17 protein-coding genes are annotated in these 12,731 nt (G+C 51.6%); 7 read left to right on the top strand and 10 right to left on the bottom strand.

What is annotated here, in order from left to right:
* Nucleotides 1–86 precede the first annotated feature (86 nt).
* The 4 genes from dacA (at nucleotide 87) to lipA (ending at nucleotide 3,521) form a co-directional block, all read left to right on the top strand.
* Nucleotides 87–1,298 carry a D-alanyl-D-alanine carboxypeptidase DacA gene (gene dacA / locus AC07WB_RS05420; RefSeq protein ID WP_007890701.1) on the top strand — a complete coding sequence of 404 codons (1,212 nt, stop codon included), beginning with the start codon at nucleotides 87–89 and terminating at the stop codon, nucleotides 1,296–1,298.
* A gap of 97 nt (nucleotides 1,299–1,395) precedes the next feature.
* On the top strand, nucleotides 1,396–1,659 hold the full coding sequence (gene ybeD / locus AC07WB_RS05415) for a DUF493 family protein YbeD (RefSeq protein ID WP_097094596.1): 264 nt from the start codon (nucleotides 1,396–1,398) through the stop codon (nucleotides 1,657–1,659).
* Nucleotides 1,660–1,728: 69 nt separating this feature from the next.
* Nucleotides 1,729–2,385 (top strand): lipoyl(octanoyl) transferase LipB, encoded by a 657-nt coding sequence (gene lipB / locus AC07WB_RS05410; protein ID WP_345827091.1) that lies wholly within the window; start codon nucleotides 1,729–1,731, stop codon nucleotides 2,383–2,385.
* A gap of 170 nt (nucleotides 2,386–2,555) precedes the next feature.
* Nucleotides 2,556–3,521, top strand: coding sequence for a lipoyl synthase (lipA, locus tag AC07WB_RS05405; protein ID WP_097094598.1), 966 nt, complete (start codon nucleotides 2,556–2,558; stop codon nucleotides 3,519–3,521).
* A 112-nt stretch (nucleotides 3,522–3,633) separates the two neighbouring features.
* Here lipA and tatE read toward each other — a convergent pair whose 3' ends face one another.
* From tatE to AC07WB_RS05375, 6 genes are all read right to left on the bottom strand, one after another.
* The gene (gene tatE / locus AC07WB_RS05400; protein WP_345827092.1) at nucleotides 3,634–3,837 is read right to left on the bottom strand and encodes a twin-arginine translocase subunit TatE; all 204 of its coding nucleotides are present in this window, start codon (nucleotides 3,835–3,837) and stop codon (nucleotides 3,634–3,636) included.
* 97 nt (nucleotides 3,838–3,934) lie between these two features.
* Nucleotides 3,935–4,705 carry an amino acid ABC transporter ATP-binding protein gene (locus AC07WB_RS05395; RefSeq protein ID WP_097094600.1) on the bottom strand — a complete coding sequence of 257 codons (771 nt, stop codon included), beginning with the start codon at nucleotides 4,703–4,705 and terminating at the stop codon, nucleotides 3,935–3,937.
* Nucleotides 4,702–5,661 carry an amino acid ABC transporter permease gene (locus AC07WB_RS05390; RefSeq protein ID WP_494940157.1) on the bottom strand — a complete coding sequence of 320 codons (960 nt, stop codon included), beginning with the start codon at nucleotides 5,659–5,661 and terminating at the stop codon, nucleotides 4,702–4,704. The genes AC07WB_RS05395 and AC07WB_RS05390 overlap by 4 nt, the downstream gene beginning before the upstream one ends.
* Nucleotides 5,658–6,545 carry an ABC transporter substrate-binding protein gene (locus tag AC07WB_RS05385; protein WP_097097573.1) on the bottom strand — a complete coding sequence of 296 codons (888 nt, stop codon included), beginning with the start codon at nucleotides 6,543–6,545 and terminating at the stop codon, nucleotides 5,658–5,660. The genes AC07WB_RS05390 and AC07WB_RS05385 overlap by 4 nt, the downstream gene beginning before the upstream one ends.
* 18 nt (nucleotides 6,546–6,563) lie before the next feature.
* A complete protein-coding gene (locus tag AC07WB_RS05380) occupies nucleotides 6,564–7,358 on the bottom strand; it encodes a deaminated glutathione amidase (protein WP_097094602.1) in 795 nt (264 codons plus the stop codon).
* Nucleotides 7,359–7,360: 2 nt separating this feature from the next.
* The gene (locus AC07WB_RS05375; RefSeq protein WP_176519121.1) at nucleotides 7,361–8,320 is read right to left on the bottom strand and encodes a substrate-binding domain-containing protein; all 960 of its coding nucleotides are present in this window, start codon (nucleotides 8,318–8,320) and stop codon (nucleotides 7,361–7,363) included.
* A 137-nt stretch (nucleotides 8,321–8,457) separates the two neighbouring features.
* Between AC07WB_RS05375 and AC07WB_RS05370 the strand changes: the two genes are divergently transcribed.
* Nucleotides 8,458–9,813: an aminotransferase-like domain-containing protein gene (locus AC07WB_RS05370; protein ID WP_097094604.1), complete on the top strand. Its 1,356-nt coding sequence runs from the start codon at nucleotides 8,458–8,460 to the stop codon at nucleotides 9,811–9,813.
* On the opposite strand, the gene AC07WB_RS05365 is transcribed toward AC07WB_RS05370, so the two are convergent.
* The 3 genes from AC07WB_RS05365 to pagP all read right to left on the bottom strand — a co-directional run bounded on the left by AC07WB_RS05365 (nucleotide 9,797) and on the right by pagP (nucleotide 11,500).
* The gene (locus AC07WB_RS05365) at nucleotides 9,797–10,222 is read right to left on the bottom strand and encodes a GNAT family N-acetyltransferase (protein ID WP_494940156.1); all 426 of its coding nucleotides are present in this window, start codon (nucleotides 10,220–10,222) and stop codon (nucleotides 9,797–9,799) included. The genes AC07WB_RS05370 and AC07WB_RS05365 overlap by 17 nt on opposite strands.
* Before the next feature lie 345 nt (nucleotides 10,223–10,567).
* Nucleotides 10,568–10,777: a transcription antiterminator/RNA stability regulator CspE gene (gene cspE, locus AC07WB_RS05360; protein ID WP_007890714.1), complete on the bottom strand. Its 210-nt coding sequence runs from the start codon at nucleotides 10,775–10,777 to the stop codon at nucleotides 10,568–10,570.
* 150 nt (nucleotides 10,778–10,927) lie between these two features.
* Nucleotides 10,928–11,500 (bottom strand): lipid IV(A) palmitoyltransferase PagP, encoded by a 573-nt coding sequence (gene pagP / locus AC07WB_RS05355; protein WP_097094606.1) that lies wholly within the window; start codon nucleotides 11,498–11,500, stop codon nucleotides 10,928–10,930.
* Between the two features lie 399 nt (nucleotides 11,501–11,899).
* On the opposite strand from pagP, the gene AC07WB_RS05350 reads away from it, so the two are divergent.
* Nucleotides 11,900–12,085 (top strand): hypothetical protein, encoded by a 186-nt coding sequence (locus tag AC07WB_RS05350; RefSeq protein ID WP_097094607.1) that lies wholly within the window; start codon nucleotides 11,900–11,902, stop codon nucleotides 12,083–12,085.
* Between the two features lie 32 nt (nucleotides 12,086–12,117).
* On the opposite strand, the gene AC07WB_RS05345 is transcribed toward AC07WB_RS05350, so the two are convergent.
* Nucleotides 12,118–12,201 carry a small membrane protein YohP gene (locus AC07WB_RS05345; protein WP_085982494.1) on the bottom strand — a complete coding sequence of 28 codons (84 nt, stop codon included), beginning with the start codon at nucleotides 12,199–12,201 and terminating at the stop codon, nucleotides 12,118–12,120.
* Between the two features lie 259 nt (nucleotides 12,202–12,460).
* Here AC07WB_RS05345 and AC07WB_RS05340 point away from each other — a divergent pair, with 259 nt between their 5' ends.
* Nucleotides 12,461–12,706, top strand: coding sequence for a hypothetical protein (locus AC07WB_RS05340; RefSeq protein WP_007890717.1), 246 nt, complete (start codon nucleotides 12,461–12,463; stop codon nucleotides 12,704–12,706).
* Nucleotides 12,707–12,731 lie beyond the last annotated feature (25 nt).

The raw sequence follows: 12,731 nt of genomic DNA, 5'->3' as shown, positions 1-12,731 counted from the left end.
TGCAAAGCAAGATGTCGCCCGATCGGACGTTTGCTATAGTTAGGCACTTTTTTCACTCTAAACCCACGGATGTTGTAGTCCTGAACATGAATACGCTGAAACCTTCTCGTTTTCTGAAACGCCTGACAGTGGGATCACTGATCGCCCTTTCTCTCAGCCACGTCGCTTTTGCGGACGATGTGAACCTTAAGACTATGATTCCGGGCGTGCCGGACATTGATGCTGAAGCTTATGTGCTGATCGACTATAACTCCGGTAAAGTGCTGGCCGAAAAGAACGCGGATGCACGTCGCGATCCGGCGAGCCTGACCAAAATGATGACCAGCTACGTGATTGGTCAGGCGGTCAAGGCGGGCAAAATCCATAACGATGACATCGTTACCGTGGGAAAAGATGCCTGGGCTACCGGTAATCCCGTATTCAAAGGTTCATCGCTGATGTTCCTCAAACCGGGCGATCGCGTACCGGTTTCACAGCTGACGCGCGGTATCGTGCTGCAGTCGGGGAACGATGCCTGCGTAGCCATGGCTGACTACGTCGCAGGTAGCCAGGATGCATTCGTCAACCTAATGAACAACTACGTTGGTGCGCTGGGCCTGAAAAACACCCACTTCCAGACCGTGCATGGTTTGGATGCAGAAGGCCAATATAGCTCGCCGCGCGATATGGCGCTGATCGGTCAGGCGCTGATCCGTGACGTACCGGATGAGTATGCGGTTTACCGTGAAAAAGATTTCACCTTCAATAATATCCGCCAGACCAACCGTAATGGTTTGTTGTGGGATACCAGCCTGAACGTTGATGGCATCAAAACCGGTCATACAGATGCAGCAGGCTACAACCTGGTGGCCTCTGCAACAGAAGGCCAGATGCGTTTGATCTCAGCGGTAATGGGCGGCCGTACCTATAAAGGTCGTGAAACCGAAAGTAAAAAACTGCTGACATGGGGCTTCCGCTTCTTCGAAACGGTGGCGCCACTGAAAGCTGGCAAAGAGTTCGCCTCTGAACCGGTTTGGTTTGGTAATAGCGATCGTGTGCAACTCGGCGTGGAAAAAGATGCCTATCTGACCATCCCGCGTGGCCGCATGAAAGATCTGAAAGCCAGCTATGTGCTGAACAACACCGAACTGCACGCACCGCTGCAGAAAAATCAGGTGGTTGGCAGCATCAACTTCCAGCTTGATGGCAAAACCGTTGAGCAGCGTCCGTTGGTGGTGTTGAACGAAGTACAGGAAGGCGGTTTCTTCGGCCGCATTATTGATTACATCAAATTAATGTTCCATCACTGGTTCGGCTAAGGCGCGCTTGAAAAAACGCCAATTTGCCCCCAAATAAGTTACTATCTTTGCTCCCGCCCCGGCGGGAGCCTGTTTTTTTAAGCACCGGAGTGAATCTATGAAAACCAAATTGAATGAACTGCTCGAATTCCCTACCCCTTTTACCTATAAAGTGATGGGTTTGGCGCAGCCGGAGCTGGTTGATCAAGTGGTTGAAGTGGTGCAGCGCCACGCGCCAGGCGATTACAAACCTGACGTTAAACCAAGCAGCAAAGGCAACTATCACTCAGTGTCGATTACCATCACCGCCACCCACATTGAGCAAGTTGAAACCTTGTACGAAGAGCTGGGCAATATCGAAATCGTGCGTATGGTGCTGTAATTCTGGCGCTGGCAAAGTCCACTTTGCCAGCGTTATACTCTGCCCTCCACTCTCTATCGGATCTTCGCTTTGTCAGCTAATACGCTTCTTGTTCGTCAACTCGGCCAGCGCGATTGGCAACCCATCTCAGATGCGATGCATCACTTCACCGATCGGCGCGACAGCACCACGGCCGATGAAATTTGGCTGGTTGAGCATCATCCCGTGTTTACTCAAGGCCAGGCAGGCAAAGCGGAACATTTGCTGATGCCGGGCGATATTCCGGTGGTACAAAGCGATCGTGGCGGCCAGGTCACCTATCACGGGCCAGGCCAACAGGTGATGTATGTGCTGATTGACGTGAAACGCCGCAAGATGGGCGTACGTGAATTAGTGACAGCGTTAGAAGAGACGGTGATTGCGACGCTGGCCGACTATGGCATTAACGCTCGTGCTCGCGCGGATGCGCCGGGCGTGTATGTTGGCGATGACAAGATTTGCTCGCTCGGTCTGCGCATCCGCAAAGGCTGCTCATTTCATGGTTTGGCGCTCAATGTGGCGATGGATTTAGCCCCCTTCTTACGCATCAATCCCTGCGGATATGCGGGCATGCAGATGACGCAACTCAGCCAGTTCCAGCCAGGCGTTACGCCCGCAGATGTACAGCCGCCACTGGTCGCGCATTTTGCGCGTTTAACCGGATTTAGCCAGCTGGAATGGCGCAGTGAGGACGCGATTCAACCTTGACTGTACGTGCGAATTTACAAAATTGTAACTTTTGCGCCGGCTAATCGGCTGCTTATGAGCAGACGAGATGATATAATTTTTGCCATATTTTCAAAAAAAGTTGAAAGCCTGGTTCTCAGTTTGAGTGAGGAAGCTTTCAAATCGCAATCCCGACCGGAACCTGCAGATTTATGAGTAAACCAATTCAGATGGAACGTGGCGTCAAGTATCGCGATGCCGACAAAATGGCGCTCATCCCGGTGAAAACCGTGGTGGTTGAGCGTGAAGAAATTCTGCGTAAGCCGGAATGGATGAAGATCAAACTGCCTGCGGATTCAAGCCGCATTCAGGGCATCAAAGCCGCGATGCGTAAAAATGGTCTGCACTCCGTGTGCGAAGAAGCCTCTTGCCCTAACCTCGCAGAGTGTTTTAACCACGGTACCGCAACCTTTATGATTCTCGGCGCAATCTGTACCCGTCGCTGCCCCTTCTGCGATGTGGCACATGGCCGTCCAAATATGCCCGATGCCAACGAACCGCTGAAACTGGCACAAACCATCGCCGATATGGCGCTGCGTTATGTGGTTATCACGTCTGTGGATCGTGATGACCTGCGTGACGGCGGTGCACAGCACTTTGCCGACTGCATCACGGCCATTCGCGAAAAAAGCCCAACCATCAAAATTGAAACGCTGGTGCCTGACTTCCGTGGTCGTATGGATCGTGCGCTGGAAATTCTTAATGCCACGCCGCCGGATGTGTTCAACCACAACCTGGAAAACGTACCGCGCGTTTACCGTCAGGTACGCCCTGGTGCGAACTATGATTGGTCACTGAAATTGCTGGAGCGTTTTAAAGAAGCGCATCCGGAAATTCCAACCAAATCAGGTTTGATGGTTGGCCTTGGCGAAACCAATGCCGAAATCATTGAAGTGATGCGCGATTTGCGTCGCCACGGCGTCACTATGCTGACGCTGGGACAGTATTTGCAGCCAAGCCGTCATCACTTGCCCGTGCAACGTTATGTCAGTCCAGCTGAGTTTGACGAGATGAAAGAAGAAGCGATGGCGATGGGCTTCACCCATGCGGCCTGCGGCCCGTTTGTACGCTCTTCGTATCACGCTGACATGCAGGCAAAAGGCCTGGAAGTGAAATAATATTGCGTCTTCAAAACGCGCTATGAGATAAAAAACAAAAACCAGACTGGCAACAGCCTGGTTTTTTATCAACGTAATAAATACTTACACTTATTGACCTTCAGCGCAGTAATTACTCTTTGTGGCTTACCCGATCGGCGGGCACTTCTTCAGCGCTACTTTTGGATGCGCCGGATTCATCATCTTTCATGGCTTTTTTAAAGCCTTTGATTGCGGAACCCAGATCGCCACCCAGTGAACGTAACTTGTTGGTGCCAAAAAGCAGTACGATGAGCGCACCGATGATCAGCAGTTTGGCAATACTGATACCTTCCATAATTTACCTTTCAACCATTGTGAAAAACGGACCTGCCTATTAACGCGCAGTTTATAGCCGGCCTCAACTACAATCTGTAACAGAGTGAGACCACGGGCTAGATAAAGCGGCTGAGAAAGGCCTGCGTCCGCGGGTGCTGTGGATTGCCAATCACCTGTTCTGGCGCGCCCTGCTCCACCACCACGCCGCCATCCATAAATACCACGCGATCGGCTGCTTCACGCGCAAAACCAATTTCATGCGTGACCACAATCATGGTTAAGCCTTGATCGGCTAAGGTCCGCATGGTGGCCAGCACTTCGCCAACCAACTCAGGATCGAGCGCCGAGGTGGGCTCATCAAATAGCATTAGCGCCGGTTTTATCGCCAGCGCACGAGCAATGGCTACGCGCTGCTGCTGCCCGCCTGAAAGATGACGCGGCCAGGCATCCGCTTTATCACTCAATCCCACCGTAGCGAGCAGTTCGCGTGCATGCTTTAGCGCGTCTTGCCGTGGAAACTTGTGCACGCCAATCGGCGCCTCAATGATATTTTGCAGCACCGTCATATGCGGATAGAGATTGAACTGCTGAAATACCATGCCAATTTTCTGACGCTGATGCGCAATTTTACGCGCGGATAAACGGTGCAAGATGCCACGTTTAAGTTCGTAACCGATCTGATCCTCACCAACCATGATCGAACCGGCATTCATGTCTTCCAGATGGTTAATGCAGCGCAGGAAAGTCGATTTACCCGAACCTGACGGCCCCAGAATCACCACCACTTCGCCAGGAAACACATCGAGATCAATGCCTTTCAGCACTTCATTATCGCCATAACTCTTCTGCACATTACGTGCTCGCACCAGCGGCTGAACCTGATTCATACATCCTCCTTCAACCGCTGTGCGACGGCCGGTGTTTGATCGTTTGCCACGTTGCTGCGTTTATTCATCACTCTGCGCGTAGTGCCGCGTGCGTAGTAACGTTCAATCGCGGATTGGCCCACGTTGAGAATAGAGGTGATAAACAGATACCAAATCACCGCCACCATCAGCATCGGGATAATTTCAAAGGTGCGGTTATAGACAGCCTGCACCGAATACAACAGATCGCCCATGGCGATCACGCTCACCAGCGACGTGGCTTTGATCATGCTGATCAGCTGATTGCCCGTCGGTGGAATAATCGAACGCATGGCCTGTGGGATAATGACCCGGCGTAACGCACGGCTGCGGCTCATGCCAAACGCCTGCGTGGTTTCCACCTGACCGTTATCTACAGATAGCAAGCCCGCGCGAATGATTTCGGCCATGTACGCCGCTTCATTAAGCGCCAGCCCGGCAATCGCGGCGGTGAGTGGCGTAATCAGATCGTTGGTGTTCCAGCTGGCAAAGGTGATATCCGTCCAGGGAACACTGATTGAAAGTGTAGGAAATAGCGTCGACAGGTTGTACCAGAAAATCAGTTGCACCAGCAGCGGCGTACCGCGGAAAAACCAGATATAGAGCGACGCTATGCCACTCAGCAATCTGTTTTCCGATAGTCGCCAGACACCGAGTAACAATCCCAGTAGCGTGCCGAGAATCATCGACACCACCGTCAAGCCAAGCGTGACCTGTAGCCCCTTCATTACCGAACCTTCGGTAAACCACTGCAGCACCACTTTCCATTCGAAATTGGGGTTGGTCGCCACCAGCCAGAGGAAATCAGCGGCGATAACCAGCACCACAATCCATGAGATCCAGCGCCCATACGTGGGTGCACTGCGGGCGAAAGCCACATCGCGCTGCTGCACGTCGGCCTTATCCCTGGCTCGCGAATTGTTGGTGATGAGACTCATTTTGCTGCCCCTTGCGCCAGGTTACGACCTGGTTGCTGTAATACGTTACCGTCTAGTTTCCACTTCTTCATGATCGCCGCGTAAGTGCCGTTGCTAAACAGCTCTTTGTACGCGTCCAGTACCACGTTCCCCAGTTCCGAACCTTTCGGCACCACGGTGCCCTGGAAAATATCGCCAAAGCCGTTTTTCTTGCCTTTGCCCGATAATTCCAGTTGACCGTTAGCCTGCTCGATAAAGTAAGTCAGCGGCGCCTGTGATGAGAAGAACGCATCGGAACGTTTAGACCGAACGGCTAAAATCGACGAAGGCTGATCGGTAAACGATTGCACGACCACTGCCGGTTTACCCGCCGCAACACAGGCATCTGACTGCTTGCGAATCACCTGCTCAGCTGAACCGGCTGCCATTACCGCAATGCGCTTGCCGCAGGTATCTTCCAGCCCGTTGATCTTTGAGGGATTACCTTTCTGTACGCCAAACACCACAAACTCCTGCACAAAATCGATAAAGTCGACCTTCTGCTGACGATCCGGATAATCACCAATGGGGCCAATCGCCATTTGATAGCGGCCAGAATTGATGCCGGTGAGCACACCGGATAGCCCGCTCACGGTTGCATGCTCTATCTTAACGCCCAACAGCTGCGCCAGCGCTTCGGTCAGATCGGCGGATGCACCGTCCATTGTGTGCGGCCCATTAACGATTTCATACGGAGGAAAAGATCCGTTATTTACTGAGATCATCTTTCCACTGCGCTTAATTTCCGCTGGCAGGCGATCGTGCAGTGCCTGATCCATTTTTTGCGCAGGAATAGCCTCCGCGGCCTGAGCGAAACAGGCCGTCAGACCTAATGAAAGCGCGATGGCGGTAGCAAAAGTTTTCATCAGTCGATTCCCCAGCATTCAAAGTGGTTTAAGTTCAGGACGCGCAAAACAGCGATTTTCCAGCACCGGCAGCACACTGCGCGCATAGGCGATGCGCTGTGGATCGAGATCGGCAAACACCAGTGCGGCCGATTCAGGTGCTTTGGCTATCGCTACGCCGAGGGGATCGATCACCAGGCTGTTACCGATATTGCGTGGACCACATTCGCCCACCGCCACCATGTAACAGGTATTTTCCAGCGCCCGCGCTGTGGTCAGTAACTCCCAATGCATCTCTTTCAGCGGGCCTTTCACCCACGCGGCCGGCAGCACCAACACCTCGGCGCCATCCAGCACTAAACGGCGCGCCAGCTCCGGGAAGCGCACGTCATAACAGGTCATCAGTCCGACTTTCATGCCGGCCACTTCGACCAGCGGCGGAATTTCTCGTCCGGGGTTAACACGCTGTGACTCCTGCATGGCAAAAGCATCGTACAGATGCAGCTTGACGTACTTTGCGATGATTTCACCGTTGCGGATGGCGATCAGCACGTTGAGCGCTTTCTCTCCTTCGGTCGGCACATGCACGCTCATCATGGTGGTGAGCATGTTGCCTTTGCTGACAGCCAGCAGCTGCGTAACGAAAGGACCATCAAGCGGCTGCGCGGCTTTCAGTACCAGATCGGGATCGGCGATATCGCGCGCCAGCACGCCCTCTGGCAGTACCAGCAGATCCGCGCCACCCGCCAGCGCCTTATTCATCAATCCGATGCAAATATCGGTGTTTTCTTGCCATTCACGGCTGACGGCAAATTGCCCCATTGCGACTTTCATGATTATTCTCCTCGTGCCGCCGCCGGAAAGATCGCCTCTGGCGTTAGCAATGTTTTCGTTAGGCTTTGCTGGAATAGCTCATTAGCAAAGTCGGCAATCATCTTTTTGTTAGCGGCAAAGCCGTTTTGATTCCAGTCGGCAGGTAATTCCTGCGCGGTACGTCGCAAATCATCCAGCAGCCACGGCGTGGTATCCGCGTATTTTTCGCGCTTCTTCATCCACATATGGTAGGAGCGATCGATAATCTCGCTCAGTGCCTGGGGCAGCCAGGGATGCGCGTCTGCCAATGCAGGCTTTATTGCCAGGATATGAATGCCTGGCACGTAACCAACACGATTAAAGTAGTCACGCTCAGCAGCGGCGAAATCTAGCTGCAGCTGGCGCAGCCCTGAATCGGCAAGGAAAAAACCTTCCGGCATAAACGGCGTGAATACCGCATCCAGCTCGCCCGTTTTCAGCAGGTCGATCAGTGGACGCTCCCCCGGCGCTGGCTCGATGCGACCCGGACGACCAAAACCGGCCAGGCGATCGACAACAGGATGTTCCGCCGTCAAACGCCCGGCAAACCAGTAGGCATCATCGATCTCAACACCCGCTTCACGCAGTACGGTGCGCGTCCAGGTGTTGCCGGAATCCTGCCATCCCGTCACGCCAATCTTTTTACCCTTCAACTGTGCAGGCGAAGTAAGCGGGCTCTCACGCGTGGTGATGATGCAGCGCTGACGGAAACCGCGCATGAGAAAATGCGGTAATCCCAGCAATGAGGAGTCGCCTTTCGCGCGGGCCTGAGCAAAGCGGCTGAACGACACTTCACCCGCATCATATTGATCGCTGGTTGCCAGGTTATCAACCAATGTGCCCACGCGATCAATTTCCAGCGAAAACCCTTCTGGCTTGATGTCGCCAAGTGCCAGCGGGGTGAAGTAATCCCAGTCACGCACCGCCAGTCTAATGGTTACCATAGTTATGCTTTCCCCGTCTGTTTTGCCAGCCTTATAGCTGTGATGGTTTTTGCAGCAAATAGTGCTTGAATTTGAGTCTAAAACGCGAATACTAATCTGAACAATCTATTATTTGTTACTGAACAAAGGATTTTCTTATGACGCAAATTGTGGATTTGGCGTGGCTGAGTCAGCACATCACTGATGCTTCGGTGAAAGGCATTACGCATGCCACATCAACCTTGATTCGCGATGGCGAGATTGCTGTGGGCATGCAAATGCCCGCCGTGCGTGAGCTGGCAGAACGATTGGGGGTGAGTCCGGCCACCGTGTCGGCGGCCTGGGCGCAGCTAAAAAAGCAGAAAGTGCTGGCGGGGAAAGGCCGCAGCGGCGTGTGGGTGAGCGGCAATAGTGTGATGCCGCGCCCTATACGTTTCGAGAAAATTGGCAATTACGGTGAAAATGTTCGGGCATCATTGGCAATGGCTTCGCCCGATCCGTCCCTGCTGCCAGATCTGCGTCAGGCGATGCTGGCAGGCCTTGCCTCCCCTCAGTTGAACAGCTATCAACGTGAGGCGATTTCCCCCCAGTTGCAGACCGCGATTACGCCACGTTGGCCTTATCCCGCTGAAGCCTGGCTGGCAACCGATGGCGGATTTGATGCCATGAATCTGATTGTGCAAACGTTGCTATCACCAGGCGATCGCGTGGTCATTGAAGATCCTACCGCCACACGTCTGCTGGATATTCTCGACAATATCGGTGCGGAAATACTGCCGCTGCCGTGCGATGAACAAGGACCGATAGCCACCGCTCTCGCTACGCTACTGCAAAAATCTCCGGCGATGTTTATCTATCAGCCCCGTACCCATTCAGCCACCGGACACAGCGTCAGCCAGCGGCGTAGCGCCGAGTTAGCCCGCGTGCTGGCGAACAGCACAACTATCATCGTGGAGGACGATGGAATTGGCGATCTATCGAGATGGCCAGTATGGAGCCTTGGCTTCCACTACCCCGAGCGCGTGCTGCACGTACACTCGTTTTCCAAAGCGTATGGCCCGGATTTGCGTCTGGCGGTGCTGTCTGGTACTTCAGAAATGGTGAAACGTTTACAGGCCTGGCGTAACTTTGGCGTTAGCTGGACCAGCCGTATTCTGCAGGATGCCGTGGCGTGGATGCTCAATGATGAAGATACTCAGCAGCGTGTTCAGCATGCGAGGGCCACCTATGCGCAGCGTCGTCAACAGTTGCTGGCCGCGTTGGCGAAACGAGGACTTCTCCTCGAGGAACGCGATGGATTGAGCGTGTGGATCCCCGTGCAATCTGAACAATACGCGATGATCACGCTGGCAGCACGTGGCATTGCCGTGCTGCCAGGCGAACGCTGTAGTATCAATAGCAGGCAATTCATTCGCGTCAGCGCGGCGCTGCTACCTTTCGCACAACTTGACAGTATCGCCGACGCCATCGTGATTGCCAGCGGCCGTGAACTCAATCTTAGCTCAGAGCTTTAATGTGGTAGCGCGGAGACTCCACATAACCTTCGCGTGCATAGAACTGATTAGCTTTAAGGCGTGAAGAGTGGCAATGCACTTCAATACGGTCACAGCCGTGCGAACGCGCCAGCTGTTCAGCATGATTCAACAATTGCTGGCCACTGCCCTTACTGCGTTCGCCTTCGGCAATACAGAAATAGCTGATGCGGGCAAAATCGCCGGCCAACGCCAGTTGAGGAATAAAATGAAGTGAAAGAAAACCCAAGACCTGGCTGCCATGTTCAGCGACCAGCAATATTTCGTCTGGATGATGACAAAGCTGCTCCAGACGCTTATCAATAAACCCTTCCGTCGCGCTGTAGCCTAATTCGGTTAGCAACGCACTCAACGCAAAACTGTCTTTTGCCTCTGCCTGACGTATGTTCATCCTGCCTCCTGACATTTCCCTGAGCAGTTATATAGTGTTGCCAGCGAAAAATCTGCAAGTAAGGATTGTTGTAGGGTTGTTACGGGAATTATCTGTGAGATGCGCCGCAGAATCTGCCTTGTCATAGTAACTTCATGTCGGCTTAAGGCTGGCTTAATCTGGGACTGCCATGCTGTGGAAAAGCACTCTCTGAGGCAAGAAAATGAAGAATCTGGTTCCACATGATTTTAACGAGTTAATGGCGCTCAGCGTCAGTATGCTCGCCGTGGTTGCATGGATGATTCTCTGGTGGCAGGCATAAAAAAAACCCGCCATTAGGCGGGTTTTCAGAATTCGAACTGTTAATTACAGTGCGATAACGTTAGCAGCTGATGGGCCTTTAGCACCGTCAGTGATTTCGAACTCAACGCGTTGACCTTCAGCCAGAGTTTTGAAACCGTTGCTGTTGATAGCAGAGAAGTGTACGAACACATCTTTGCTGCCATCTTCTGGAGTAATGAAACCGAAGCCTTTCGACTCATTAAACCACTTTACGTTACCTTTGATCTTAGACATCTATATTACCTTTACATGAAAAAAGGACACTAAACTGTGTCGACGTCTAGTACAGCAATTGCGGTGACATTTGTCCAGTGCGATTTGATGAAAAAGTGATAAATATTGATTTTTTGCGTCCTGATCACACTTTCTGCGCATCGCTAACGCTTAAAACTCCACCCTTAACCAGGCAAAGTAAACGTTGCCGTTATTGTGCGTTCCAGGAATATACGTCATCTGGAACGTCGCAGGTCCATATCCGATTGATGCTAAAGGTAAAATAAAGGGAACGGGAATATATTTCCAATTATCCCTCGCCGTCACGCCTACGGTATAACCTGCGCCCAGATGAAAATCTTGATTGTTTAAGGGGCGCCAGGTGGCCTCCCAGCCGTAGCCGGTTATCGGCTCCCATTTGTTAAAAGAGTCTTTAAATGCCATGGCATAGATGCCGTGCCAATTACCCTTTTCATCCCAGCGCGATACACCAGCACCCGCGCCCCAGGGACGTTCATTGTATTTTTTGATGTGTCTGTCGTCGTAAGTCCAACGATTATGCCAGGTGATTGCAGGTAAATAAAAATCGTAATTCTGCGGTTGTGACCATGTTTGGGAAACATTGTCGCTGAAAGTACTCCAGCCAGATTTAACGGCTTGCGATGTGGTTTCTGCTGATGCCGAAAACGAGACCGATGAGGTCAAAATACAACCCAACAGGGCTGCAGAAATTTGCCGATTCACAACGATATTTCCTATGGGTCATTCTAAAACTTCAGCCCCACAGCGATGAGGTTTTCGTCTACATGCAGAACTGAGTTTTTATTTTAATGTGCTGAAAGTGTATTAAAAAAAAGACGCCACTCTCTCCAGGCCTTTTCTTGTTTCTTAAACATTCGAGCGGTTAATTTTGCCTTAAGAAGAAGAAGTGATTTGAAATGGCAGGTAAACGAATGAGTGATGTGGCTTTATGTACAAAAAATGCAAACCCTGAGAAACGGTCACATGGTGCAACCATATTATATTCAACAAGTTAGAGAGAATTATTCACGCGCAGAATAAATTAATAAAATTTACCATTTGAACTCAGCGCACGAATAAGATAAATCTCGACTTTCCAGGACGGAGAGGGAAGGAACAAAGATGACGATTCGTTGCAGCCGCTGTGGTTGCGCTAAATTCTTTTACACTTCATACCATCGTGAAAAGGTGGATTTGCCAGACCATCATGGGGCCTGTTGTGCACAATGTTATAAGCCGCTGAATCTCGCCGATATCTGTGAATTAGTGATGGACGATCAGAATGCCACTAAAGCCTGTGCCGAATAAAGCATGAAGGCACCCGAAGGTGCCTGTCTATATCAGAAGATAAGTTTAAATACGCCGGTTAAAGTTAATAACCCAACGATGAAGATGATGGCTATGACCCACAGGATTATTTTCATTGTTCGCTCCTTCTTGTATGAAAAATAAGGTATCTGTTATCCAGTATAGATGATGATTCTGGTTTCGCTTCCCGCCCTAAACGTGCCCATGCCTATTAACGCCGCTGCGCTTGTCTGAAAATTAATTTCTGCGATACAGGTCGCAGCGTTCAATTTTCATCCGCCTTGTTACTGCATTTACCGCCTATCCACAGTCTAAACTTATAGCGCCTGAAGAGGCCTCAATTGTTATCAATGCCTACGTAACAAGGAGATGATTATGAGCACAATTAATACCAGCATGGGGCGTTATAGCCTTAAGGCAAAGGATTACGGCAACCACATAAGTGGCAGCATTGCCATCAACGACGAAGGTGGTACGCAACTCACCATGCAGGAGTTTGAAGAGCATTATCTTGACGATGTCGTCAACAATGTCATTTACCCTATCACGGGTGGGAACCGTGAAATCACGCGTGCACTGCGCGATCAAATGGTCAAAGCGGGCTTCGAACAGCCGCACTGAGTTTTTGGGCCACAGCTTGTGGCCC

It is taken from the genome of Pantoea sp. GW821-FHT03E06 (assembly GCF_059420725.1).
The sequence above is the reverse complement of the archived record's forward strand: the minus strand, read 5'-3'. Positions and strand labels throughout refer to the sequence as shown.

Excerpts from the sequence above, each read along its gene's own strand:
- dacA (WP_007890701.1), top strand. The coding sequence starts at position 87 with ATGAATACGCTGAAACCTTCTCGTTTTCTGAAACGCCTGACAGTGGGA.
- ybeD (WP_097094596.1), top strand. The coding sequence starts at position 1,396 with ATGAAAACCAAATTGAATGAACTGCTCGAATTCCCTACCCCTTTTACC.
- lipA (WP_097094598.1), top strand. The coding sequence starts at position 2,556 with ATGAGTAAACCAATTCAGATGGAACGTGGCGTCAAGTATCGCGATGCC.
- tatE (WP_345827092.1), bottom strand. The coding sequence starts at position 3,837 with ATGGAAGGTATCAGTATTGCCAAACTGCTGATCATCGGTGCGCTCATC.
- AC07WB_RS05395 (WP_097094600.1), bottom strand. The coding sequence starts at position 4,705 with ATGAATCAGGTTCAGCCGCTGGTGCGAGCACGTAATGTGCAGAAGAGT.
- AC07WB_RS05390 (WP_494940157.1), bottom strand. The coding sequence starts at position 5,661 with ATGAGTCTCATCACCAACAATTCGCGAGCCAGGGATAAGGCCGACGTG.
- AC07WB_RS05385 (WP_097097573.1), bottom strand. The coding sequence starts at position 6,545 with ATGAAAACTTTTGCTACCGCCATCGCGCTTTCATTAGGTCTGACGGCC.
- AC07WB_RS05380 (WP_097094602.1), bottom strand. The coding sequence starts at position 7,358 with ATGAAAGTCGCAATGGGGCAATTTGCCGTCAGCCGTGAATGGCAAGAA.
- AC07WB_RS05375 (WP_176519121.1), bottom strand. The coding sequence starts at position 8,320 with ATGGTAACCATTAGACTGGCGGTGCGTGACTGGGATTACTTCACCCCG.
- AC07WB_RS05370 (WP_097094604.1), top strand. The coding sequence starts at position 8,458 with ATGACGCAAATTGTGGATTTGGCGTGGCTGAGTCAGCACATCACTGAT.
- AC07WB_RS05365 (WP_494940156.1), bottom strand. The coding sequence starts at position 10,222 with ATGAACATACGTCAGGCAGAGGCAAAAGACAGTTTTGCGTTGAGTGCG.
- cspE (WP_007890714.1), bottom strand. The coding sequence starts at position 10,777 with ATGTCTAAGATCAAAGGTAACGTAAAGTGGTTTAATGAGTCGAAAGGC.
- AC07WB_RS05350 (WP_097094607.1), top strand. The coding sequence starts at position 11,900 with ATGACGATTCGTTGCAGCCGCTGTGGTTGCGCTAAATTCTTTTACACT.
- AC07WB_RS05345 (WP_085982494.1), bottom strand. The coding sequence starts at position 12,201 with ATGAAAATAATCCTGTGGGTCATAGCCATCATCTTCATCGTTGGGTTA.
- AC07WB_RS05340 (WP_007890717.1), top strand. The coding sequence starts at position 12,461 with ATGAGCACAATTAATACCAGCATGGGGCGTTATAGCCTTAAGGCAAAG.